The 26,481-nt window shown below is 40.2% G+C and carries 20 protein-coding genes and 1 riboswitch; of the genes, 13 read left to right on the top strand and 7 right to left on the bottom strand.

All coding sequences use genetic code 11. The annotated features are described in order from the left end of the window. The first annotated feature begins 447 nt into the window (after positions 1–447). Positions 448–549: riboswitch (purine riboswitch) on the top strand. Between the two features lie 94 nt (positions 550–643). Both FN961_RS19135 and FN961_RS19140 read left to right on the top strand, forming a co-directional pair. Beyond that, a complete protein-coding gene (locus FN961_RS19135; protein ID WP_144041782.1) occupies positions 644–1,969 on the top strand; it encodes an NCS2 family permease in 1,326 nt (441 codons plus the stop codon). Between the two features lie 14 nt (positions 1,970–1,983). Continuing rightward, complete coding sequence (locus FN961_RS19140) at positions 1,984–2,547, top strand: xanthine phosphoribosyltransferase (protein ID WP_144041783.1); 564 nt, start codon at positions 1,984–1,986, stop codon at positions 2,545–2,547. A 130-nt stretch (positions 2,548–2,677) separates the two neighbouring features. Here the strand turns inward: FN961_RS19140 and FN961_RS19145 are convergent, their stop codons facing one another. The 5 genes from FN961_RS19145 to FN961_RS19165 all read right to left on the bottom strand — a co-directional run bounded on the left by FN961_RS19145 (position 2,678) and on the right by FN961_RS19165 (position 12,175). Then, on the bottom strand, positions 2,678–6,463 hold the full coding sequence (locus FN961_RS19145) for a sensor histidine kinase (RefSeq protein WP_185972841.1): 3,786 nt from the start codon (positions 6,461–6,463) through the stop codon (positions 2,678–2,680). Positions 6,464–6,480: 17 nt separating this feature from the next. Next, on the bottom strand, positions 6,481–8,466 hold the full coding sequence (locus tag FN961_RS19150; RefSeq protein ID WP_144041785.1) for an EAL domain-containing protein: 1,986 nt from the start codon (positions 8,464–8,466) through the stop codon (positions 6,481–6,483). A gap of 60 nt (positions 8,467–8,526) precedes the next feature. Continuing rightward, a complete protein-coding gene (locus FN961_RS19155) occupies positions 8,527–8,715 on the bottom strand; it encodes a hypothetical protein (protein WP_144041786.1) in 189 nt (62 codons plus the stop codon). A gap of 475 nt (positions 8,716–9,190) precedes the next feature. Continuing rightward, positions 9,191–10,168, bottom strand: a complete 978-nt coding sequence (locus FN961_RS19160; RefSeq protein WP_144041787.1) for a DMT family transporter — start codon at positions 10,166–10,168, stop codon at positions 9,191–9,193. A gap of 423 nt (positions 10,169–10,591) precedes the next feature. Further along, positions 10,592–12,175, bottom strand: coding sequence for an isocitrate lyase (locus FN961_RS19165; RefSeq protein ID WP_144041788.1), 1,584 nt, complete (start codon positions 12,173–12,175; stop codon positions 10,592–10,594). Between the two features lie 112 nt (positions 12,176–12,287). Here FN961_RS19165 and FN961_RS19170 point away from each other — a divergent pair, with 112 nt between their 5' ends. Both FN961_RS19170 and FN961_RS19175 read left to right on the top strand, forming a co-directional pair. Next, entirely contained in the window at positions 12,288–13,232 is a 945-nt protein-coding gene (locus tag FN961_RS19170; protein ID WP_144041789.1) for a LysR family transcriptional regulator, read from the top strand. Positions 13,233–13,537: 305 nt separating this feature from the next. Further along, positions 13,538–15,715: a malate synthase G gene (locus FN961_RS19175; protein WP_144041790.1), complete on the top strand. Its 2,178-nt coding sequence runs from the start codon at positions 13,538–13,540 to the stop codon at positions 15,713–15,715. Between the two features lie 162 nt (positions 15,716–15,877). On the opposite strand, the gene FN961_RS19180 is transcribed toward FN961_RS19175, so the two are convergent. Continuing rightward, the gene (locus tag FN961_RS19180; RefSeq protein WP_144041791.1) at positions 15,878–16,321 is read right to left on the bottom strand and encodes a hypothetical protein; all 444 of its coding nucleotides are present in this window, start codon (positions 16,319–16,321) and stop codon (positions 15,878–15,880) included. A gap of 350 nt (positions 16,322–16,671) precedes the next feature. On the opposite strand from FN961_RS19180, the gene FN961_RS19185 reads away from it, so the two are divergent. The 6 genes from FN961_RS19185 (at position 16,672) to FN961_RS19205 (ending at position 19,601) form a co-directional block, all read left to right on the top strand. Then, positions 16,672–16,977 carry a TM2 domain-containing protein gene (locus FN961_RS19185; protein ID WP_144041792.1) on the top strand — a complete coding sequence of 102 codons (306 nt, stop codon included), beginning with the start codon at positions 16,672–16,674 and terminating at the stop codon, positions 16,975–16,977. 13 nt (positions 16,978–16,990) lie between these two features. Further along, complete coding sequence (locus tag FN961_RS25870) at positions 16,991–17,161, top strand: hypothetical protein (protein WP_185972842.1); 171 nt, start codon at positions 16,991–16,993, stop codon at positions 17,159–17,161. 326 nt (positions 17,162–17,487) lie between these two features. Further along, positions 17,488–17,721 (top strand): hypothetical protein, encoded by a 234-nt coding sequence (locus tag FN961_RS19190; RefSeq protein ID WP_144041793.1) that lies wholly within the window; start codon positions 17,488–17,490, stop codon positions 17,719–17,721. Positions 17,722–17,853: 132 nt separating this feature from the next. After that, the gene (locus tag FN961_RS19195; protein WP_144041794.1) at positions 17,854–18,750 is read left to right on the top strand and encodes a helix-turn-helix domain-containing protein; all 897 of its coding nucleotides are present in this window, start codon (positions 17,854–17,856) and stop codon (positions 18,748–18,750) included. Between the two features lie 86 nt (positions 18,751–18,836). Then, complete coding sequence (locus FN961_RS19200) at positions 18,837–19,127, top strand: antibiotic biosynthesis monooxygenase (RefSeq protein ID WP_144041795.1); 291 nt, start codon at positions 18,837–18,839, stop codon at positions 19,125–19,127. Positions 19,128–19,235: 108 nt separating this feature from the next. Next, complete coding sequence (locus tag FN961_RS19205) at positions 19,236–19,601, top strand: MmcQ/YjbR family DNA-binding protein (protein ID WP_144041796.1); 366 nt, start codon at positions 19,236–19,238, stop codon at positions 19,599–19,601. A 95-nt stretch (positions 19,602–19,696) separates the two neighbouring features. Here the strand turns inward: FN961_RS19205 and adhE are convergent, their stop codons facing one another. After that, a complete protein-coding gene (gene adhE, locus FN961_RS19210; protein ID WP_144041797.1) occupies positions 19,697–22,297 on the bottom strand; it encodes a bifunctional acetaldehyde-CoA/alcohol dehydrogenase in 2,601 nt (866 codons plus the stop codon). Positions 22,298–22,756: 459 nt separating this feature from the next. On the opposite strand from adhE, the gene FN961_RS19215 reads away from it, so the two are divergent. From FN961_RS19215 to FN961_RS19225, 3 genes are all read left to right on the top strand, one after another. Further along, complete coding sequence (locus tag FN961_RS19215) at positions 22,757–23,389, top strand: YchE family NAAT transporter (RefSeq protein ID WP_144041798.1); 633 nt, start codon at positions 22,757–22,759, stop codon at positions 23,387–23,389. 244 nt (positions 23,390–23,633) lie between these two features. Then, entirely contained in the window at positions 23,634–24,989 is a 1,356-nt protein-coding gene (locus FN961_RS19220; protein ID WP_229814745.1) for a DUF3422 family protein, read from the top strand. A gap of 238 nt (positions 24,990–25,227) precedes the next feature. Next, on the top strand, positions 25,228–26,388 hold the full coding sequence (locus tag FN961_RS19225) for a porin (protein WP_185972843.1): 1,161 nt from the start codon (positions 25,228–25,230) through the stop codon (positions 26,386–26,388). Positions 26,389–26,481: the final 93 nt, after the last annotated feature.

Genomic DNA, 26,481 nt, shown 5'->3' on the forward strand with positions numbered 1-26,481 from the left:
TCTTCACTCGTTGCAAGCCACATGGATGTGGTGAATGTCATTAATGCAGGAGCAATTAATGACCTTGCCTCAGGACCGCTAAACTCTCGCTGAGCGATCAAATCTTTATACTGATTGGTATAATACTAATAAAATGAGGGATACTGTTCTGGTACTCAAAATTAAATTCCTTTTACTGTAGATAACATAATGAGGATTAATTTGGCTCATATTTAGACGAATTTTGTTGAGCAATCTGTTACTGAATTTAGCTTTTGTTCTTAGCTTAGCCAACCACTGTCTTAAGCCTTAATTAGGCACTAAGGTCTTTCTTTGTGACTGACTTGAGTGTAATGCTGTTCTACCATAACATTTCCATCCTATCGATTAACATAGTTACCGTGAAACATCATTTAATTCAATGCTTACTGAAATACAAATTGACAATATCGCCTACATCATTATGATGCCCCGCAAGCAATGTAACCTTGTATAATCTTGGCAATATGGGCCATAAGTTTCTACTTCGAAACCGTAAATTTCGAAACTACAAAGAAGCAGGGTAACAGCACCTTTTTATATCAGGCGTGTGCCCCTTTCCAAGTTTTATACTTCGTCATATTGTCATTTTAAATCAACCATATTAAGTCGTAATGGATATTTAATGGACAAGTATTTTCTCCTTTCTGAACGTGGCGCCACCGTAAAAAACGAAATATACGCAGGTATCATTACCTTTCTTGCCATGAGTTATATCTTGGCGGTGAACCCAGCTATTTTGGGCAGTATTGATGGCATAGATAAAGGGGCTATATTTACTGCAACTGCATTGTCTTCGGCGATCGCAACGTTCATCATGGGCGCGTTTTCTAAATATCCCATCATGCTGGCGCCTGGTATGTCGATGAATGGTTTCTTTAAAGCCATACTACTCGGCGGCGGATTATCCTTGCTGTGGAATGAAGCACTACTGGCCATTTTCCTCTCCGGTTGTATCTATCTTGTTTTGAGCTTAACCCCTGCGCGAAAAGTGATGATAGAAGCGATCCCTGAGGATCTAAAGCTTGGGATAGCAGTGGGGCTAGGGTTGTTCGTCTCCTTCCTTGGTTTTAAAAATGCCGGCATCATTGTCAGCAATCCCATTATTCTTGTCAGCCTAGGGGACGTGTATAACCCGCAAGTCTTTATTGCCTTGTGCAGTATATTTATCGCCATCGCATGTCTGGTCAGAGACATGAAACTGGCAACGGTTATCGCATTTATCTCCTCGATTATTTTAAGCCTATTAAGCGATCATTTTCTCGGTAGTGACTTAATCAGCTTACCAACAGCAATATTCTCAGCGCCGCCAAGCCTAGCCCCCACCTTCGGTGCGATCTTCGACTTGTCGCAGTTCAGCTTACCTAAGTTGAGTGACTTGCTGTTCTTGGTCATCATTTTCTTCATTGTCGATTTCTTCGATGGGTTAAGCACCATTATTGGGGTAGGGCGTGATGCAGGGATTATTGGCAAAGATGGCAAGGTCCCCAATGCAAAGTCGGCGCTGGTGGCCGATGCTGGAGGAACCATGATCGGTGCAGTATTGGGCACAACCTCGATTACGGCTTATTCAGAGTCTGCTGTGGCATCTTCAATCGGCGCAAAGACGGGCTTGAGCGCCATTACGGTTGCAGTGTTATTTCTTATTGCGATGTTCCTGTTCCCTGTTTTCTCTATCTTTACCGTGGCAATCGTGTCTCCGGCACTGGTGATTATCGGGATCTATATGATGAAAAATTTAGCGGGAATACAGTGGCATAAGAAAGAGTCAGCGATTCCTGTATTTTTTATCATGGTCTTTAGCTTATTAACTTTCTCTCCTGCCAATGGTATGGCGATGGGGTTCATCAGTTACTGCTTCGTGATGCTTGTACAGGGTGATGGCAAAAAGGTTCATCCAATTATTTACGCACTAGCACTGCTTTTTATTACTTACTTAGCACTTTCATAACTCTGGGGACTAACATGAACTTATTAGAAAAAACGATTCTTGAGCGCGGAAAATCAGTTAACAATATAGCCCTAGATGCGAGCAGTTTTTTGACGAAACAGATCGATATCCAACTATTAGATTGGTGTGCGACTCAGTTCGCTGACTATTTTAAACGTGCCAACATTGATCGCATTTTAACCATAGAGAGTGGTGGGATTGCCATTTCGACATTAGTGGCGCTTAAACTTAATGTCCCTCTGGTGGTGATGAAGAAGAAGCGCAGTATGCTTGATCCTGAAAATATGCTCACCACACAAGTTCATAGTTTTACCAAGAATGTTACTTATGAGTTGAACTGCAACGCTGATCATATTAATGAAAATGATCGTGTTTTGTTTATTGATGATGTATTAGCACACGGCAATGCTGTTGAGGGCACGCTGGATATTATTACTCAGGTAAACGCTACCCTGGTTGGTGTTGGGATCTTATTTGAAAAGTCGTTCCAAATTGGTGCTGCTATCTTAGCTGAGAAAGGGATCGATACCTTGTCACTGGCAAAAATTAAATCACTTGAAAATGGCATCCATTTCTAGGGTTCTGTTCTGAATTATGTAGCTGTAGGGGGATATCCATCTTCTCCTACGTGCTGTATTTCTTGAAAACCTTCTCTTTTTTTTCACAAGCCTTGTCGGCTTAATCAAACAGACAAGAATTGATATTTACCTATAACTCATCACATTCAATAATAAAACTAACTCCTTCATTAGGCCTGCTTGTGCAGTCAATGGTTCCCTTCAATTTTTGAGTGACTAGGTTATAAACAATATGCATGCCTAACCCGGTTCCTCCTTGTCCGCGTTTTGTCGTGTAAAAAGGCTCAAATACCCTTGTACTGACCTCTTCAGGCATTCCTGCGCCATTATCTGTGTATATGAGTTCAATGTGTTTATTACGCTCTACTTCAATCGTGATCTCAGCTTCTCGACTGATATCAGTAAAAGCATGGGCAATAGAGTTATCGATTAAGTTGGTGACGATTTGAGCCCAGGCTCCTGGGTAAGTTTTAAATTTAAGATTATCAGGGATAATAAGGTTAACGCGTATTTTGGCTTGTTTGATTTTAGGCGAGTTACTACTGATGACCATTTCAATGTAGTCTTTCATGTCGATGTTCGTAACAACTCCATGTGATTGATCAACGGCAACCTGCTTAAAGCTTTTGATCAAAGTTGCCGCTCTATTGGTATTTCGTTGTGCAACAAGTAACTGCTCATCTGATTTGTTCATGTAAACTTCAATATCTTCAGCTGTGAGTTCACCAGTTGAATACTGTTCTTTCAAGTTTTTCAAAGTATCGAGTTGCAAACTTAAAATGGTGACGCATATTCCTAATGGTGTGTTCACTTCATGAGCAAATCCTGCGACTAAATCTCCCAAAGCTGCCATTTTCTCTGACTGAACTAGCTTTTGTTGTGTATCTTTGAGTACATCAATTGATTCCTGTAGCTCTTTTGTTCTCTGTTCGACTTTGTCTTCTAAATTTTGATTAAGTAATTTGAGTTGAGATTGGGTTTCATAGAGTTCGTGTACATTGATTAGCACACCTGCCATTCGCAATGTTTTGCCATTGTTATCACGCGATACTACTCGGCCTTTATTCATTACCCAAATCCATTGCTGGTTAATGTTTTTGAGTCTATATGCGAACTCGAAAATATCAGTTTTTCCATCCACACTGTTTTTTATCAGTGCTAACAGAGCGGCTTGATCATCCTGATGAACATTATCGACGAGTTCATTAATGTTCTCCAAAGTAATGTGCTCAGGAGTGGCGAAACCATCCAGTACATTGATTCTATTAACCTCACCACTGGCAATATTCAAATCCCAAAATTGGTCACCACTCCCCCATAACGCCATAGACAAACGCTCTTCACTTATCTTTATTTTTTCTGCAATTTTCAATTTAAAAAGATAATGCTGGTATCTTCGGTAAAAAAAGATGCCAAGAATGGATCCGATCACAATAATATAAAGTAGAAAAGCCCACCAGGTGAACCAAGGTGCAGGTAATATTTTAATATTGATAACAGATGAACTGTCACTCCAAATATTGTCCTTATTACTGCCTTTTACCCGAAAAATGTAGTCTCCTGAAGGTAAGTTGGTATAAGTGGCATGACGCAGTTTAGCATTAGATTTAATCCAATTATTATCAAACCCTTCTAATTGATACATATATTGATTTTGCATTGGATCGCCAAAATGTATTGCAGCAAAATCAATGGAAAAAACATAATCTAAATGGGTTAATGTTATGTCCTTGGTGGCTTCAATTGTATTGGTTAATGGTGATTGTTTTTCTGCGGTTGATATAGAAACACTTTCATTAAATAGAGAGAAGTCAGTGATGACTATATCGGGTTTTATTTTGTGTTCTAATAACTGATCAGGGAAAAAGGCATTGAAACCATTTATACCACCAAAATAAAGTTCACCATTCTTGGTTTTATGGCTAGAAGACAAGTTGAATTCATTGCTTTGCAGACCATCATCAACATCAAAATTTTCAAATTGATTGCTGGTTACATCTAACCGTGATAACCCTTTGTTTGTACTTACCCAGATATTTTTATCATCATCCAGTAAAATACTATAGATATTGTTATTCGGTAGTCCATTATGAATGTTGTAATGTGAAAACCTCTTTGTTTTAGTATCAAAGTGATCTAAACCTTCAGTCGTGGCTATCCATAAATGATCGTTTGCAGCCGGAATTATTGCTATAACGATATCAGAAGATAAACTATTCATGTCATTGTCATCATGATGATATTGAGTGAATGAACCATCTTTCTTATTGACATGAAAAAAACCTTCATTGTATGTCGAAACCCAAAGGCGTTCCTCACCATCATTTACAATCGAAAATGTATAATTTGCTTTCTCTCCTATAGGGAAGTGATTGAATCTTTTTGTTTCAGTGTTGAACTGCCATAAACCCGTTTCGGTGCCTAACCACAATACGACATCATCAACTTCATTTTTATATTCATGTATGGAGACGACGGTTTTGAAGGTTAAACCATCATTTAATTTTTCATCTGGTCGATAATAATTGAACTGACCGCTTTCTCTATCCATGTGGCTGAGGCCACTGAAGAAACTGCCCATCCATAGTTGGTTATTGGGATCTTCATGAATAGCATAAATTCTTCCTTTTCCCAGACTTGTTTTAATTAGCGGATTGTGTTTGTAATTAATATATTGAGACGTTTCTCGATTTAGCCCTGTTAGTTCACCATCGCCACTAAGCCACAATGTACCTGCATTATCTTCGTAGATAGAGACGGTGTACTTTTGACTAAGATTATTATCATTTCCAACACTTTGGTAGCCTGCAAATGCTTGGGGTACGCGGTCGAATATATTTGCTCCGCCGCCTGCAGTGCCTATCCATAAAAAACCATATTTATCTTCATAAATAGATAAGATAATGTTATTAGACAGTGATTTAACATTGGTTGGATCATGGTAAAAACGTGTAAAAGTATTTGTGTTAGGTTCAAATTTACTTAATCCATGGCCAGTTCCGACCCACAATACGCCAAGTGAATCTTCAAATAGACAATAATTCATATTCGCACTTAAACTCGTTGTATCATTAGGATCATGAATAAAACGTACAAATGAATCATGTTCATCATCATATTTATTTAAGCCATCATTTGTCGCAATCCAAATCTCATGCTGGCTTGTTTCATAAATACTATTGATGTTATTAGCACTGATACCGGCTCGGTTGTCGGACTCATGCTGATAATGGGCCAGTTGTTTTTTATCTGTAGAAAAACGGTATACGCCGTGTTTATTTGTACCAATCCATAATCGCCCTTTGTCATCTTCGATAACTGAGGTGATATAGGCAGACGCTAGTTTTTCAGCTTCTGGAAGAGGATTTTGATACCTATCAAATGTTTTATGGTCTCTATTTTGACGAAAAAGACCTTTGTTCGTTCCAATCCATAAATGATGTTCACTATCCTCATAGATGACTTTTACCATGTGTTCAGATCCATTAAAATTGATTTTTTCAAAGGTTCCGTCTAATGGGTTAAATAAATCCAGACCTTTGTCAGTGCCTAACCAAAGATGACCGCTGGAATCAATATATGAGGATTTTATTCTATTAGATGAGAGTAAGTTTGGTGTCTCTTTTGAATTTGAATACACTTTTGACGTATAGCCATCATAACGATTTAAACCATAATCAGTCGACAGCCAAATAAAACCTTGTTTATCTTGAACAATATCAATCACATCGCTATGTGATAGCCCATCGTTTACCGAGAAGTGCTTAAAGTTCATTATTTTTTCAATTGGAATGTCTTTCGCTATTAATGGTTTCGATTGGATTAAAACTGTGATCAATAACAAGGTTAACAAAGGTAGCAAATCAATGTTTTTACGTCTATTTACCTTCCTAGTTCCATAGTGTGGAATGTCCATATTGGTGTATCCATTTATCATTTTGAAAAAATGCTAACTTGATTCTTAAGCATTAATGCTAGCGCGTCACCCGGAATTGGTTTTTCGTATAAATAGCCTTGTGCTTCATCACAACCTAACTCAATCAATACCTTCTGTTGGAGGTTCGTTTCAACACACTCTGCAATCACCTCTAAATTGAGTTTGTGCCCCATATTGATGATCATTTCTGCAATACAAGCATCCTCTTCACTTGTATCGATATTGCGTATAAAGGAACCGTCTATTTTCAATCGATCGACTGGCAATTTTTGTAAGTAACTAAGCGAGGAGTAACCCGTACCAAAATCATCAATCGCAATCTGAACTCCGGCGTGACGTAACAGTGTTAATTTCTTGATTAATTCATCGGTATTTTTTACAGCTGTTGTTTCTGTGATTTCAAGTTCTAACTCTTTGGGGGTCATTCCCAATTCTTTGATAACACCTATGGCTTTATCAACAAAATCTTCTTCCGACATTTGTCTTGGAGAGACATTGACCGCCATTCTGATGTTATAACCTTCAGATTTCCATTGGAGGCTTTGAGCTATTGCCGTTTTTAATATCCACAAACCAATTGGAACAATTAAACCTGAATCTTCAGCGGCTTCTATAAAATCTAAAGGATAAACCAAAGTACCATCATTTTTCTGCCAGCGCACAAGCGCTTCAACACCAATTACTTGCAGTGTTTTGTAGTCGACTTGAGGTTGGTATAGCAAGAACAGCTCATTCCTATCCAGTGCTGTATGGAGTTCATTAATTGTCTTTAAGCGTGCTGTTAATTGAGCGTTCATCTCTTCACAGAACAAGCAAAAGCGTCCTCTATAACTCTCTTTCGCTCTCTTTAATGCAATACTAGTATTACTAAAAAACAGTTCAGCATCTTTATCTTGCTGGTTGAATACATTGACTCCTCCAGATAGCGATACAAGGATGTTGTTATTATCTATGCTCACTTTTGGTTTTAGTACATGCTGTACTTCAAGTAAGGTTCTACTGATTTGTTGATTATCTTTTAGCCCAAAAATCAAGCCAAATGTTCCTTTACCTAAACAAGCAATATACTTATTTTCGATTTCAATAGAGGACAATAGTGTAGAAATTAAAACAATGACTCTGTCACCTATTGTCGAGCCTAAACCGTCATTGATAACATTGAAGTCATCGATGTCGATAATGACAAGGAAAAAAGGGTTCTCCTTCTCTAACATTCTTTCAGATAAATGTTTCATTAATGAAATACGATTAGGTAAATTTGTGAGTTTGTCGGTGTATGCTAAGTCTTCAATATGTTCAAACATGCTAGCGTTGTTAAAGCCTACCGCGATATTGATACCGAAAACTTTAACTAACTGCTGGTCTAAAGCACTGACAGTATTAGAGCTTTCAATAATCACAATAATTTCATTGCTGGCTGTGGTTGGGATGTAGATAAAACTAAACCCTTGAATGAAAATGCTCTTTTTCTGTAAAATTACATTCTCTATATTCTTTTCAATATGTGGTTTACCTATGGTGGTGATAGGCTGATTGAATAAATGAGAATAATGCCCTGCAGCGGCTAAAATTGTAACTTCTTTACCTAACTCCGTTTCCTTTGAGTTTGCGCAAATAATCCCTTCAGGCTTTATGTGCAATAAAGCGCAAATATGCGTTAATATTCCAATGGAAAACTGTTTAATGCCTCGAATTGTGAGTAAAGCAGAGGAGGCATCAACCACCATCTCAAGTCCTTTTCGACTCGACTCTATCGTTTTGATTTGTTGGTAGGAACGTAATGCAGTGGTTAAACAGCTAAAAATAACATTACTGGTTAAGTCAGACTTCTCTCTATAGTCATTGATATCATATTGTTTTATTACCGACATTTCTGGAGCATAACCAGGTTGACCTGTTCTCAAAATGATCCGTACATTCATGTTATTTAACTCTTCACGAACAAACTGTACAAGTAAAAGGCCAGCATCATGACTTTCCATTACAACATCTAAAAAAATACATCCAATATCTGGGTTTTCCCTTAGTATCTGTTTAGCTGATTAACCGCTATAAGCGTGTAAGAGTTTCAGTGGATTGTCGGAGAAGGTAAAGCTATCAAGTGCCATTTTAGTCATGATATGAATATCTTCTTCATCATCGACAATTAGCACAAGCCAGGGAGTTACAACACTAGTTTCTTTTTTGCTGACGACCTCTTTAAAAACAAACTTGTTTAGTGCTTTATCCATGGAAAACTCCATTTTACTTCAATGATATATCGACAGCTTTAGGTAAAGCAGCATAATTAATCCATTTATTAATAATCCGTAATATATAGAGTATGTGAATGCTTATCAACGTTCTATGCGTTGGTAAATAGCGGCGTTACACATATGATATGAATGAAAAAACCAAGGGGAGTTTAATTTAACCTTTAAATCAAATGGTTGTGCGTGGTAGTGGTTATTGTGCATTCATGTGCCCACCATTTTGCGTGTAATATTAATGCATTTTTTTTGAATAACATATAATAATATATATTAATTAGCGAGCGATACGGAGAATGGTTTTTATAAATATAATCAGTTGATAAAGGCTATAGAATTTTTTGGATTATCAATACCTATTTTCCATGGGAAATAGAACTTATATATTAAATGATGTTTGCTAATTACATTCCCAGTATATGGAAATGTAATTAGTCTTTTAATAGGGATAATTAACTTAGTTGTCTCTGTTCAATAAGCTTTGTTTACGGCTGGTTTTTAAACGGGCTAAATATTTATCCCCAAATTGATAAAGGCTTAAACCGAATAGCACGCAGATAGCCCCTAAAATTAGTGCTGAGGTAATCACTTCATTGTTCAGGGTCGCACCTAACATCATGGCAAAAACAGGTGTGATTAATGTGACTAAAGCGACGGTACTCGCCTTAAGATTTTGCAAAATATAGAAATAGGCGATAAAACCGATGAGTGAACCAAACACACCAAGGTAGAGAATGGCATAGAGAGATCTACTATCCCAGCTATCAATGGGGAGAGTGCCGTCAAATAGTACCCAAGCTAATGCAAAAATGGGGGTGGAGAAGATCAGTGCGCCGACTGTGCTGGCAATTGGATGAATGTTTATCTTCACCGTTTTGATGAGCACACCACTTAAACTAAATAGAGAGACAGCGGTTAATATCAAAATTAGGCCAATCCAGCTATCTGACGTTAACGATACTTTGGATGAGCAAACAATCCCGAGTCCGATAAATGCAACCACAAGAGACAATGACCGCATTGGGCCGAACTTTGGCTCATTAAGGATTTTTTGTGCTAATAGGCCTGATATTAACGGAGAGAGACCGAAGATCAGTGACATGGTCCCTGAAGCCAAGTATCTGGCAGATAAATAGCTCAATAGCATACCGCCAACGATACCAATGGAGGAAACGGCATAGAGCGTTAATGCAGGCTTAGATAGTGGGAGCCGAATTCGGGTGATGAGTAACACCAAACACCCTAATATAAGGGCAATTAGCATGCGCAGTAATACCGCCATCGTTGGATGAACAGATTCGCTGCTCCACACAATTCCCAGTGGCGTAGTCGACCAAATAAGTACCACAGCTAGAAAGGCAATAGGCACCATCTTTGATAAACCAGAATGGTTAACGCTGTTGTCTGCGCTCTGTTTTGGTGCGTTTTCTGCCATGATATTTTGCTCCTCGCTCATCACTTATGATCAATAGATATAAGTGGCGTAATATATTTGAGGGCGATGTGAGAAGTTGATAGACAACCGCATTGCTGACTCATGCGGTTTAAAATGGTGGAGATTACAGTGTTACTTATTCCATTTTATCCGCTGCAGGTTTAGCCATACTAGAGTGACGAGTAATCGTTCCGTATGGTTTTGCAGTAGATAATGTTGTGTAAAAATGGAATTCATTTGTTTGACGTAACCGTTTAATAACTGAACTTCTTATAATCTAGAGATGCACAGCTTGTGTCAATGAATAAATCTCATCTTTGTTTCATTATTCATTAAACCAAAAAAACCAGAATATTGCTATTCTGGTTTTTAAATTTAGTTGCAGTGACTTAGTCTATTACATCGTAAACTAGCGGTTGCAGACTAGCTGAACTGATTCATCGTGTTGTCTTTTCCTGAAGCTTTTAGTGCTTGATCACCAGAGAAATACTCTTTGTGATCATCACCCATGTCAGAACCTGACATGTTTTGATGTTTAACACAGGCGATACCTTGACGGATCTCCTTACGTTGAACACCCGCAACATATCCCAACATACCTTGGTCACCGAAGTACTCTTTAGCCAAGTTATCAGTAGACAATGCAGCTGTGTGGTAAGTCGGCAATGTGATTAAGTGATGGAAAATACCTGCTTCACGTGCTGCATCTGCTTGGAAAGTACGGATCTTCTCATCTGCATCGATAGCAAGCTGAGTTTCATCGTAATCAATGCTCATTAAATCAGCACGGTTGTAAGATGATACATCTTGGCCGGCTTCTTTCATTGCATCGAACATCTGCTGACGGAAGTTAAGCGTCCAGTTAAATGATGGTGAGTTGTTGTATACCAGTTTGGCATTCGGAACCACTTCACGGATAGCGTTAACCATTGCGCCGATTTGTGCCACATGTGGCTTCTCTGTTTCAATCCAAAGTAGATCAGCGCCATTTTGTAAGCTAGTGATACAGTCGAGAACACAACGCTCTTCACCTGTACCTGCTCTGAACTTAAATAGACCGTTAGGTAGGCGTGCAGGCTTAACGAGTTTGTCGCCGCGCTTGAATACTACGTCACCGTTATTCAGGTTACTGGTTGATACTTCCTCAACTTCAAGGAAAGAGTTGTATTGGTCGCCTAAATCACCTGGCTCTGCAGTCACAGCGATTTTTTGAGTTAGACCAGCACCTAAAGAATCGGTACGTGCCACAATGACACCATCATCGATACCTAGCTCCAAGAAGGCGTAACGAACGGCGTTAATTTTGGCAAGAAACTCGATATGAGGCACGGTGACTTTACCATCTTGGTGTCCACACTGTTTAACATCTGACACCTGATTTTCAAGCTGAATACAACATGCGCCAGCTTCAATCATCTGCTTAGCCATTAGGTATGTGGCTTCTTCATTACCAAAACCTGCATCGATATCAGCGATAATAGGCACTACATGTGTTTCAAAGTTATCAATTTTTGCTTGTACTGCATCTTTCTCGGCGCCCTGTGCATTATCAAGTTCACGGAAAAGGCCACCAAGCTCACGGGCATCGGCTTGACGTAAAAAGGTATATAGCTCTTTAATTAAGCTCGCAACTGACGTTTTTTCATGCATTGATTGATCAGGCAGTGGCCCAAATTCGCTACGAAGCGCAGCAACCATCCAACCTGATAGGTAAAGGTAACGACGTTTAGTCGTTAACAAGTGCTTTTTAATGGCTATCATCTTTTGTTGGCCGATAAAACCATGCCAGCAACCTAATGATTGAGTGTACTGTGAACTATCTGCATCGTAATTTGCCATGTCTTCACGCATTATTTTAGCAGTGTACTTAGCTATGTCTAAACCAGTCTGAAATTGGTTCTGAGCACGCATACGAGCCACTGACTCAGGATTAATTGCATTCCATGCGCTACCTTCACTCTCTAGTAGAGTTGTAGCACTGTCGATATCTGCTCTGTAATTTGACATGGTAAGTCCCTTCTTACTAAAAATGATTAACAACGTTTGCTTCCGTTAAAAATAATAGTAATACTGGGCATCATTAGTCTAATTTATAGTTATTATCTTCGGTATTTGTTTTATGAATATATCTAGAGTCGACCTAAACCTGCTGGTGTATTTTGATGTACTGTTAAGAGAGTTGAATGTCACTCGTGCAGCGGATCAACTGGGGATCAGCCAACCGGCCATGAGTAATGGCCTTAAAAGATTACGGGTACTTTTTGATGACCCGCTGTTAATTAGAACCAGTAAAGGCATGACGCCCACCGAGCGAGCAACTGAGCTAAAACCGGTGATCCGCGAATTACTGGTGGGTTTAGAGAAGGCCGTAGAGCCAAAAGCCAAGTTTAATCCTTTTGAGAGTGAGCAAGTGTTTCGCATGATGGCATCAGATTATGCCGAAGCGACACTGATCCCGCTGTTAATCGCGCGATTACGTAATGAAGCCCCCAAAGTTATCTTAGATATCATGACTCCCAGTGATGTGAACTTTCCCGATGTAGAACAGGGGCGAGTCGACATGGTGATTAACCGTTTCGACAGTATTCCACAATCTTTTCACCAAAAAGTGCTCTGGAAAGACACCTTTAGTTGCTTAATTAATCGAAACCATGATGTGTTGAAGCACTTTAATCTTGAAAGCTACCTTGAAGCCCATCATGTGTGGGTCAGTAAAACCGGTATGGGCGTTGGTGTCGGCATGGATCCTGAAGATGTACAGCGGCTGGGTTGGGTGGATGAGGCGTTAGCTAGAATAGGTGCTAAGCGCAGGATCACAGTATTTACACGTCACTACCAAGCGGCAAGCTCATTGGCTGAAAGACAAGATCTTATTGCTACAGTTCCGAGTAAAATGGCGAGATTACAACAAGATAACAACAGGGTATCGATAGTGCCTCCTCCTTTCGATATTCCGTCCATTGAGCTAACCATGGCCTGGAGCCCGCTGCTACAACATAATCCTGCCCACAAATGGATGCGTGAGTTAATCACAGAGACAGCTCGTATTATCGACAGGTTTTAAGTGATGTTGATCGTTATGCTGTTGTAGCACTCTCTATAACAGAAGCCAGCCCACAAATGGATGTGGAATTGATGGGGGAATTACCAGAATTATTGATTTTGTTATCGTTTAGCCCCTTAGGATAAACCATTATAGTTTTCATGAATGATAATCATAAATACGATAAATTATAGAAATAGCAATTTGGTGAGATAGACTCAGATAAGCCTCTTTGTTTTGGGCCTTGTACTGTGAGCTAAATATTAGCTCTGGTTATTCATTCGATAAGGTAAAACAAAGACTATTTCATAGACAGGAGAGCAGTTATGACATCACGAGTTCAGGTTGGCAGTTTACAGGTAGCACAAGTGCTATTTGATCTGGTCAATGACAAGATCCTTCCAGGAACGGAAATCACATCAGCGCGCTTTTGGAGTAAGTTAGAAGCGATAGTGGATGATCTTAGCCCTAAAAACAGGGCGTTACTCGAAAAACGTGATGAACTGCAAGCTAAGATAGATCAATGGCACTTAAGCCAAAACTCAGTTCAAAACAAACATGATCCCATCGCTTATAAGCAATTTTTAACCGAGATAGGTTACCTAGTTGAAGAGGGGCCTGATTTCACAATCGAAACAGAGAATGTCGATAAAGAGATTGCGGAACAAGCTGGTCCTCAATTAGTGGTGCCTGTTAAAAATGCCCGATTTGCACTTAATGCTGCCAATGCGCGTTGGGGGAGTCTGTATGATGCCCTTTATGGCACCGATGCCATTAGTGATGAGGGAGGAGCTGAGAGTGGTTCGGGTTATAACCCAGCCCGAGGTGATAAAGTTATAGCATTTGCTAAGCAACATCTGGATCAATTGGCGCCTTTAGCTGTCGGTAGCCACAGTGAAGTTAGCCATTATCAGGTCGCTGATAATCAATTGTTGATCACGTTACAGGATGGCTGTGATACAGGACTTGCCAGCCCTGAAAAGTTCGTTGGTTTTGTTGGGCCGGCCAATTCACCTACCGCAATTTTGTTGAAAAATAATGGTTTGCATGTAGAGATCCAGATCGATAAAGAGCACTTCATTGGTAAAACAGACAGGGCGAGTGTGAAAGACTTGCTGGTTGAAGCCGCTGTTACAACCATTATGGACTGTGAAGATTCCGTCGCAGCAGTCGATGCCGAAGATAAGTGTGAAGTGTATGAGAACTGGCTTGGATTAATGCAGGGGAATCTCAGCGCTGAGCTGACAAAGGGCGGTAAAACGATTACTCGTGAACTTAATCAAGACAGAGAGTATCAAACCCCAGCTGGTGGTAAGTTAACCCTACCGGGTCGAAGCCTGCTGTTTATTCGTAACGTAGGTCATCTGATGACCAACAATGCCATATTAGATAGAAATGGAGATGAGATCCCTGAGGGGATCCTTGATGGTATGGTCACCGTGCTTGCTGCAATGCATGATCTTCAAGGTGATAACAACGGCCGATCAAACAGCCGCGCAGGTTCAATTAATATTGTGAAACCTAAAATGCACGGTCCTGAAGAGGTGGCTTTTACCTGTGAGCTGTTTACTTGTATCGAAGATGCACTTAAGTTGTCGAGAGACACCATTAAGCTTGGAATTATGGATGAGGAGCGCCGCACAACCGTTAACCTCAAAGAGTGTATCCGTGTTGCCAAAGAGAGAGTGGTTTTTATTAATACAGGCTTTCTTGATAGAACCGGTGATGAAATACACACGTCCATGCTAGCTGGCCCGTTTGTGCCAAAATCTATGATGAAGCAGCAAGCGTGGATTTACGCCTACGAAGATTGGAATGTCGATATTGGCCTAGCTTGTGGCCTCCCTGGCCGTGCTCAAATTGGTAAAGGGATGTGGGCCATGCCTGATGAGATGGCCAAAATGCTTGAGCAGAAGGTCGGTCATCCTAATGCAGGCGCCAATACAGCTTGGGTTCCGTCACCGAATGGCGCAAGTTTACACTCTATTCATTATCACAGAGTTAATGTGCTTGATAGGCAAAAAGAGTTAGCGACAAGGCAGCGTGCGAGTTTAGATGATATTTTAACGATCCCTTTACTTGAAAATCCAGCTGTATTGACCCGTGAAGAAATTGAGCGTGAATTAGATAACAATGTCCAAGGTATTTTAGGTTATGTGGTGCGTTGGATAGATCACGGGGTAGGTTGTTCTAAAGTGCCGGATATCAATGATGTTGGCTTAATGGAAGACAGAGCTACGCTGCGGATATCTTCGCAATATATCGCTAATTGGTTAGAACATAACATTTGTACCAAAGAGCAAGTAATCGCATCACTCAAGCGAATGGCCGTTGTAGTGGATAAACAAAACAGTGGTGATAGCGAGTATCAGAACATGGCACCGAGTTTTGATGGTATTGCGTTTAAAGCAGCCAGCGATCTTATATTTGAAGGAAAGGAGCAGCCATCGGGTTATACCGAACCATTGCTTCATGCTTATCGAATTCGAGCCAAAGCGAGATAATATTTAATTTTATTGCTAAACAGATTGGTTTGATTTCTGACTAACCTATAAAAGGGAGTGGTGTCTAAAAGACACCGCTCTCTTTTTTACATCTAACGGGAAGTTGTTAGCATTAATCACATATAGAAAGGCTAACTGATTTTTCGGGCTTCCTGTGTGTCACTAATAATTATTTGTATTTTGGCGTGCCTCACTTATCGCATTATTAAGCTCTATGCTTAATTGCTGCACGTTGTAAGCCTCCATGATTGTCTTGAGTTTTTGTACGTGTGCTACACGCTCCACATCACTTAAGATTGGAAAAATAGGATCGATATGTAAGCTATACAATTCGTTTGCTAGTCCAATTTCATTCTCATAAATGTAGGTACATCCGGCATGGGCAGCATCAGGGATATAGCCATCACTTCCACTCCATGCGCTAGTTCTGTGCTCATTACATGTTTGTAGTGTACTGAAAGCTCCTTTTAAAAATGTAGTTCCACTTACTGTCCATTTTGCCGAATAAAAATAGCCTTCATCTGAAATAGCAGCATTAGCAGTACTGCAACACGTTAGTATTGAGATAGCTGCGATCGAATTAAATATCTTGCGTGATATCTTCATTATCTTTTATCTCCAGTTATTGACTGACATCTTCTTGTTAACACATTTCAAATTAGATGAGATATTGACTCAATAACAGCAAAAACACGGGTGAAACTAGGACAAAACGGGTAGGAATAGGGTGTTAGTCAGTAATATTATCTGAGCTAAAAGAGTCATGCATGGATGAGAACGGTTAAGTCATTTCGCGCAAAAAGAGGTAGCTATGAGCGAGTTAAGGGAAAATCACACTTATTGTATGGTGTAGAGTTTCGGAAAGGTGATTTATATGGTAAATATTGGTCTTATTGACGTTATGCACTGCCAGTTGTTTGGGGTTGGCAGGTTAGATATTGAATGATGGGAATAATATGGAAGTTAAAAACAAGAGTCGTTTGATCGCTTTATTACTGACTTTTCCACCTTTTGGTTTGTTAGGTCTTGATAGGTTCTATCTTGGCTTTATTGGGTTAGGCATACTTAAGGCTATTACACTTGGTGGACTCGGTATATGGTGGTTTTTTGATGGAGCTATTTTGTTGTTTGATGCCTTTGCCTACAGCTTAGGTAAAGATACAGGGTTTAGAAAGGATGGAAGTGGCAATGAGCTAAAACATGGTCTCTCTATGTTTCGCAGAAAAAACGGCGAATGGGTAAAAGATTGGGGCGCTAAATAAACAGGGAGCCCACATGAAACTAAAATGGACCATTAAAAAGCGGCTAGAGGTGGTTTACACTGGCACGCTCAAGGTGATGAAACCCTTTACAGCTAGAGCAATACTCAAAGAGAGCGATGGCTCGATTTACGGTGAATCAATAACATATCATCATAATGGTGTTCATAGTGATGCCTTGAGTTAGGTCAAATATAGCTATTGATAGTATGAAATAGACCGACGGAAAAATCAGATATAAACATTATTGCTTCTTAAGCTATTAATAACATGAATAAATATATATTCATCATGTGCCGTCTCTATAATTCATTCTAGGGTAAAATTTTATTATCAACTTTTAAATTGCTACCTATTATTTAATTTATTATTAAGCCATTGTTATTCATGTGTATGTTTATGCTGTTGAGTTGCTTTGTAACAATGTGTAAGGGGCATGTTGATTTAAAAAAAGGTCATGTTAATAATAAACTCGGTTAACATTAGCCATAAATTATATAAGGAATTATATTTATGAATAAAATAATAGTAACGATATTGTTCTCACTTAGTTTATACGCTGCTTCGGCATTCGCATTTCCTCCCGTAGCGACTTTACATACATATTATAATGCGAGTGGTACTGAAATTGGTTGGCGATTTCTAGGATGCTCAGGTGGTAGCTCTTCAGGACAAACCAGCGGTTATGCATCAGTTGAAGTGGAAGTTATCGCTACGTGTGGTGGAAGAGGTGGCGCTGGTCGTTAAGTTAGCGATGAAGATGAACTAGACTCAAAAAGGTGGTGAATTGCTAAGCCACCATCTTTTATTAAGCTTGCCTAGGTTTACTTAGTTCGGCATCAAATGCTTTTAATCCTCCCAACAATGTTTAGGTAAAAAATGGAAACGGTTGCTCAATACAGTCAAAACAAGATATTAGTCATTCCCCAGTCCCTTTATGCGATGAGTGATATTAACGTGTTATTTCATCACGGAAACTCTGGTATTTTTTATAAAGACCTAGCACATGATTTAGTTGATGTTGAGTTCTACACCAATATTCCATGTGTTATTTATATTGAAAGCGGGCAAGAAACGATTGTTACCCCGGATAATAAAACTTACGTACTCGTTGAACAAACTGCCATTTTCTTACCTCAAGGTATTAATCTCCATTCTGATTATGTTAAATCGACGGATAACTTAAAAGCCTATTTAGTTTTCTTTGCTGATGACATCATTACTGATTTTGTGAGCTCCGTGAGAATTAAATATATTAATGAAACTGATAAAGATGAACTACTAAAAATAGATTGTGGTAGCTTAATAAAAATGTATTTCAACACAATTCAATTATTAAATAAGCAAGGTAGTCAGTCACCAGAGCTTATTAGAATTAAATTACTTGAACTTCTGCATCTGCTTTATGTATACGACCGAGGTATTTTTCAAGCCGTGCTTCACTCAAAACAAGTTTCTAGTTCACCAAAACGAAACCTTACTCGATTACTCAATAATAGCGATATATTCAAATTGACTGTCGATGAGTTAGCACATTTATCAGGGAGAAGTGTTTCAACATTCACTCGTGACTTCAAAGTCGTGTATGAAACAACACCTAAAAAATGGTTGCAAAACAAAAGATTAACTCGTGCGAATGAATTGTTGAGAGATACTGAATTGACTGTAACCCATGTGGCGGCTGACTTGGGCTATGAAAATACTTCTCATTTTATCAAGTCCTTTAAAGATAAGTATCAAGTGACTCCGAAGCAGTTTAAAAAAACAATTGATTGAAAAACGATACTTTTATGGGGTTATGAGTAGTTTGTTTTTCCTCTAGTGATTAAATATCAAATGTGAACCAATCAATGGAGATAAAAATGAACACAAGAGTTACCCTTAATTGCCAAGTTAAGCCTGATGGGCATGAAGCACTATTGCCTTTTTTAGAAAAGAATTTACCTAATGTTAGAGGTTTTGATGGCTGCATAAGTGTGAATGTATATTTTGATGAAGAGGGGGGAGAAATGCTTCTTGAGGAAGAATGGCTTTGTATTGAACAACATAAAGCCTACATCAATCATATTGAAAATAATGGGGTGTTGGGTGAACTAGCAGTATTTCTTGCCTGTGCGCCCGACATTAAATACTTTCAGAACCAAGGTATTTAGTCGATATACACGCAAAAAAACTGACAGTTGAGTAGTCCTAGTAAACGAGATATGTTGTGGGTAATGAATAGTTAGTATAGAGACAATGATGAGCAAAGGTGAAAGGTCATGAATTACAATGAATTTAATCAGTTTTGTGGTTCATTACCTGCCACGACGTATGTTGTGCAGTGGGGCAATTCACATGTATGGAAAGTCGGTGGTAAAGTGTTTGCCATTGGTGGCTGGGCAGAAGACAAACAGCCCGCGTTTACGTTTAAAACCTCAGAGGTAAATTTTGGTTTTTTAAGTGAGGTAGACGGCTATAAACCTGCTCCTTATTTTGCTAATCGCGGGATGAAATGGATACAGCAATTTAATTCTACTCAAGAAAAAGATGAGGAACTGCGGTATTACCTTACCGAATCATATCGTTTAGTGTCACTTGGCCTAACGAAAGCAAAACAGAAAGCGCTTAATTTGAATCAGGATTGATGTTGTAGACCATTTTTGTAATAGAAATAAAAACCGCCGCTCTGTCATGACAGCGCGGCGGTGTTGTTTAACTAGCTAAGCAGTCGTTTTCCTACCTACTTGTCGCTGTATTTATTGCCGTAGAAACTATCCAGTAGAACCTGTTTTAGTTCTGCTATAAGAGGGTATCTAGGATTGGCTCCAGTACACTGATCGTCAAAGGCATCTTCGGCTAACTCGTCGAGTTTAGCGAGGAAGTCGGCTTCGTTGACGCCAGCTTCTTGGATTGAAGCAGGAATGCCAATCGTCGCCTTGAGTTGTGCGATTGCTTCAAGTAATGATTCGACTTTTTCTTCATCAGTATTTCCTGCCAAGTGTAAATGTTCAGCAATTTTTGCGTAGCGACACAGTGCCTTAGGTCGATCATATTGGCTGAATGCAGCCTGTTTAGTTGGCATGTCTGTGGCATTAAAGCGGATAACATTATCAATTAACAGGGCATTAGCTAGACCGTGTGCTAGATGGAACTCAGCACCCAGTTTGTGCGCCATTGAGTGACAAATACCTAAGAAGGCATTAGCAAAAGCGATACCAGCGATAGTCGCACCGTTGTGGACTTTCTCTCTTGCAACAGGCGCGGCAGCGCCAAAGTTATATGCGTCTGGCAGGTGTTTAAACAGTAAGTCTAACGCTTGGAGTGCTTGACCGTCACTGAACTCATTGGCCATGACACTGACATAGGCTTCTAATGCGTGAGTCACTGCATCAATACCCCCAAAGGCAGTAAGTGACTTCGGCATATCCATGACCAAGTTAGGATCGACAATGGCGATGTTTGGGGTAAGTTGATAATCCGCAATCGGGTACTTCTTACCGGTTTTCTCATCGGTGACGACTGCAAATGGAGTCACTTCTGATCCTGTTCCTGAAGTTGTTGGAATCGCCACCATCTGAGCTTTAATACCCAATTTAGGAAATTTGTAGATACGCTTACGAATATCCATAAAACGCAGTGCCAAATCAGCAAAATCAACATCAGGATGTTCGTAAAGTACCCAAATAATCTTTGCAGCATCCATTGGTGAACCACCACCTAGGGCGATGATCACATCAGGTTGAAAGCTATGTGCCACTTTTGCACCTTGCTGCACAATCGCTAAAGTCGGATCGGCTTCTACTTCATAAAACACTTCAGTTTCTAAGCCCTGAGCTTTAAGGATCTTGAGTGTTTCATCACAATAGCCGTTATTGAACAGGTATTTATCTGTCACAATAAGCGCACGTTTTTTATCACTGAGCTCCTCTAGTGCAATAGGCAAGCTGCCGCGACGGAAATAGATAGATGAAGGAAGTTTGTGCCACAACATGTTTTCAGCCCTCTTAGCGACCATTTTCTTATTAATAAGGTGACTAGGTCCTACGTTTTCTGAGATGGAATTTCCGCCCCATGAACCACAACCTAAGGTCAATGATGGTGCGAGCTTGAAGTTGTACAGATCGCCAATGCCACCTTGTGAAGCTGGGGTATTAATCAGAATTCGTGCTGTCTTCATGCGGAAACCAAAGGCCATGACACGTTCAGTTTGGGTATCTTGATCTGTGTACAAACCTGATGTGTGACCGATACCGCCAAGTGTGACTAAGGCTTCAGCCTTATCAAGGGCATCTTCAAAATCAGTGGCTCGGTACATGGCTAATAGTGGTGACAGTTTTTCATGGGCGAAGGCTTCTGCATCTGAAATATCTTCTGCTTCACCAATCAAGACTTTAGTCCATTTAGGTACAGTGATACCGGCCATCTCTGCAATTTTTACAGCACTCTGTCCAACGATATCTGCGTTTAATCCACCATTTTTTAAGATCACGCCTTGCATGGCTGCAGTTTCATCTTTATTCAAGATATAACCGCCGTGGCTTGCAAAACGCTCTTTAACTGTGTCGTAAATTTCATCAACGACAATAACCGCTTGCTCTGAGGCACAGACTACGCCGTTATCGAATGTCTTTGACATTAGAATAGAGCTGACAGCACGTTTAATATCGGCGGTTTCATCAACAACTATCGGTGTGTTACCAGCACCAACCCCGATAGCAGGTTTACCTGAAGAGTAGGCGGCTTTAACCATGCCAGGGCCACCAGTAGCCAAAATCAGGTTAATTTTTTCGTGAGTCATTAACTGGTTTGATAGTGCAACACTTGGTTGGTCTATCCATCCAATGATGTCTTTAGGGGCGCCAGCTTCAACTGCTGCATCCAATACTATTCTGGCTGCGGTTGTTGTTGATTCTTTGGCTCTTGGATGTGGAGAGAAGATAATGCCGTTACGGGTTTTAAGACTGATAAGTGCTTTAAAGATGGCGGTGGATGTTGGATTGGTGGTGGGGACGATGCCGCAGATGATACCCACTGGCTCAGCGATAGTAATAGTGCCGAAGGTGTGATCTTCGCTTAAAACTCCACAGGTTTTTTCATCTTTATACTTGTTGTAAATATACTCAGAGGCGAAGTGATTCTTGATAACTTTATCTTCAATCACGCCCATACCAGTTTCATTGGCGGCCATCTTCGCTAACGAAATTCGCGCATCGGCTGCTGCTAATGCCGCGGCTCTGAAAATCTTATCAACCTGTTCTTGACTGAAGTTAGCAAATTCTGCCTGAGCATCAGCAACGCGTTGTACAAGAAGGTTTAATTCATGTTCGTTTGTAACAGTCATAATGAATTCCTTGAAAAAAATTTAGCTAAATTGTATTTAGTTAAACATTCTCCATGAGGTAAAATTACACACAAATAGCGTCTTTGACCGTGATCTCAAGCACAATTTTACCTGTAAATGTAATTAAATAACGATGTTAACGTCTTGTTTGCATATTGAGTGAGCAATCGTTAGTTTGGTTGATACATTTAGATACTTAATTTGGCCTATTGATTATTGATTGGGCTTAGATGTGAACTGACAGAAAACATTGTTCCAAGTGACTCCTTTATTGCTCTAAATCGAGCTTGTCGAGATGATTTGTGTACAGATTAAAATAATTTATCCGAAACTGTGAAATAGAGTAAAAAATCTCATTTTTACCATGAGCAATCATGGGGTAAAGTAGCGGCTTGTGCAGTGATAAGAGCATTAACGTCTTTTAGAGGCTGCTTAGCGTATTATTTTGAGGATAGGGACTTGGATTTAACACTGTATGTTAAATTTTTTCTGGGATTAGTGGCCATTATTAATCCGGTTGGACTGTTGCCGGTTTTTGTCAGCTTAACCAGTCATCAGACGTTAGCTGAACGAAATCAAACCGGAAAAGTGGCTAACTTTGCGGTGGTAGTGATCCTGCTCGTGACGATATTTGCTGGGCAGCATATTTTGAATATGTTCAGTATCTCATTGTCCGCTTTCCGTATTGCTGGCGGCTCTTTGATCGCCATGATTGCCATGTCAATGCTGCAGGGTAAGCTAGGTGAAGTAAAGCGTAACCAAGAGGAAGACAGAGAAGCGTCAGGGATGGAGTCTGTAGCGGTTGTACCATTAGCTTTGCCTTTAATGGCAGGCCCTGGTGCGATCAGTTCTGTGATCGTCTCGGCAGCAGAAAATAACACCTTGATTAACCATATCGGCATGTCTATTACCGTGATCTTATTTGGCTTAGTCAGTTTTGCCTTGTTTAGAATGGCGCCAGTGATATTTAAAATATTGGGTAAAACGGGTATCAACGTGATCACACGTTTAATGGGCTTGTTGATGCTCTCGATTGGTATCGAAGTGATTGCAGCGGGCTTTAAAGGACTTTTCCCCAGCTTAATGGGTTAGTATCATCATGCTAGATTGCCGCACAGTATCAGTCTGTGCGGTTTCCCCCTCGAATATCTCTCATCTTGATTTGCTCAATGTGACTAATAACGCTTCTCTATTTTTAATTCAACTTACCTCAGCAGTGCCGTAAAGAATGAGAAAAGCCTAACTAAAGAAGGAAAGAAGCAGAGTTTAAGCCCGAATACACTAGCCTAAGACAATTCACTGCGCATAAGCGTAAGAAGATAAATTGGAGAGTGACGTGGAACAAGCTGAAGTAAAGTCGAGTAATAAACTTGATCAAATATTGATGAATGAGCCTCCAGTATTGGTTGATCAAAGATCCATTCCAGTTTCCTCATTACGCCAAGCACTCTCTTTGGAGCTGCATAATCGACCCTCGCCTAAAGTGAGTAATCCAACGTCTGTCAGTCATGTGGCTATTCGGGTTAATTTAGAAGATCGACAAAAAGAGTATCAACATCTTAGTTCACTTTGTCATCGGTATGGCGTTAATCCTCCCTGCATTGAAGCCAGCTGTTTCTTTGAAGATTTTGGTGGGTTTGAACTGCGCTGGGAGAAACATCTTGAGTTCTCTACATACAGTTTCATCCGTAAAGGACAGGGGCAGCAACTGTTCGATGGTTATAGTATTGAGAGAGTTCCTCAACAATGGTTTGATGATTTGGTTGGGGAGCTTATCTGCGCCATTAATCTGGTATTCACTTGCGATGCGCTTTCTGAACAGAATATCTATCAGGGATTTGAGGGGCAACAGGTGATTGGAAGCCTAGTCGCTGACGGGCGTGCCCGTGTGTATTCCTCCTTTAGACTGCACAGTGATGGCTTTAGCCGAGCGATTATTCACAGTGAACAGCTTAACTCTTATCAAGCGGGAAGGCTTATTCAACGAACGCTAGAGATAGAAACCTATCAGATGCTAGCACTGCTGAGTTTACCTATAGCTCGAGAACTGTCGCCGAAAGTATCGGAGATGGAGCATGAATTGGTATTAGTTAACAAAAAAATGGCGCATTTATCACTGCATGATGACAGTGAGATGCTCGATAAACTTTCAAATTTAGCAGGCCAAACAGAGCAGCTCATTGCTGATATTAGCTATCGTTTTAGTGCCACAAATGCCTATTACGACCTTGTTTGTTCACGGTTAGCGCAACTTAACGAGCAAGATCTTGTTGGTCTGGAAAGGATCAATGAGTTTGTGACTCGGCGGTTAACGCCTGGAATTAGGACGTGTCAGGCCCTGAGTCAACGATTAGACGATCTTACCCATCGAATAGCCAGAGCGAGCAGTTTACTTAGAACACGAGTCGATTTGAGTATTGAGCAACAAAACCAACAGCTATTACATGCAATCAATCAGCGGGGAAAGGTGCAATTAAGGTTACAACAGATGGTTGAAGGAGTCTCTGTTACCGCCATGGCGTATTATTTAATGGGCTTATTGGAGTATATTTTAAATGCGTTTAACGCCTATGGTTTCCAATTTAATAAATTGATTTTAAAAGGGATCGCTGTACCTTTTTTTCTCTTCTTTGCATGGTGGCTGCTTAGGTTTGCTATGGGATACATCAAAAAAGAGCCTGAGCAGTCGTAATGAGCTCGATTAGCACTGAAAAATGACCTTAAGTGGTCATTTTTTATGTCCTTATTTATACCTACATCCTTTGGTTATCCTCCTCGATACTCATCCCTTTATCGATATTATCCTCCTTTAGCGTTACGCCTTTCGATTGCGACTAAATATGAATAATTTCGAGCAATTGGACAATGTTAGTCATTGCTAAATTACCCAATGATAGCTGCACTAATAATGAAGAATAAGGTGTGAGAAGATGAATACACAAGTTAAATTGAGTGTGATGAGCGTCGCTATCTGCATGACGGCGTTTAATGCAAATGCCGCGCTAGAAATATATGAAAATGATGGCATGTCTTTTAGCGCTGATGGGCTCGTGAACGCCTTCTATGCAAATAGCTCGATAGAGAAGACTGACGCGGCAGGGGTTAAATCTGATCGGGATCAGTCTCGTGTCAGAACGGGTTTTTTGCCGAACAATATCGGATTTAATTTTGCTAACCAGCTTTCAGATATGAAGATAGGCATGCGTTCATCATTCTGGGTATCAATCAGTGATGCAGATAATCACCGTGACGCCACCCCTGATGATTTGGGTACTGGGTCATTGATCGATATTCGTCAATTTTACGGTACCGTCAGTGGTGACTGGGGGGAGTTGCTGGTCGGTAAGGATTTTGGTTTGCTTAACCGCGCGAATATCTTAGGCGATGAGCTGCTATTGGGCTTTGGACAGACGTCGGACTTTTTCGGTCTTGTTGATGGTGGTAACGTGTCGTTTGGTAACATCAGTACCGGTTATACTTATCCATTTCCTAAATCTCAAATCACTTATCGCTCACCTGATCTCAACGGATTTAAACTGGCGGTTGGATTAATGGATCCGAATAAAATTGCCAAGAACTCTTCAGAAGAGTTACCAAGGGCTGAGGCTGAATTGGTTTACACAACAGATCTTGATAACCTTGGCCTTAAAGCTTGGGTAAGCGGGGCGGTCCAATCAAGTGAAATTGAGGATAAGAAACAAAATCAATCTGGTGTCGGCTACGGCGCGAATGTGAAATTTTCGGGATTCTCGTTAACGGCCTCTGGTTTTCAAACAAAAGGGTTAGGGCACATCGCTGGACTTGATCATCTAGTGGGCGATGATTCGATAAAAACAGATGGCTACTTAGTACAAGCGGCATATACATTAGACAGTAACCGATTTGTACTGACTTATGGTGAAACCAATGTTGAAAACACCAACAGCATTTTAGATGCAACTCATTCAAATGCTGGTATTGCCTATTTTAGAACAATACGACCTGGACTGACTGCGGTGGCTGAATACAATCAGACTAAAGCTGACGTATCTAACTCTTTGGTTGGTGAAGAGAATAACACCATATCTATCGGTGCAGTATTCACTTTCTAATCTTGAATGATCTTTAAATGGAGAGCCATCAAGGCTTTCCATTCATGATTTCACTTAGAGTTTAGGCTGGTACACAGCACTAAATAGGCCGCT

Source organism: Shewanella hanedai, from assembly GCF_007197645.1.
In the GTDB taxonomy this organism is placed as follows: domain Bacteria; phylum Pseudomonadota; class Gammaproteobacteria; order Enterobacterales; family Shewanellaceae; genus Shewanella; species Shewanella hanedai.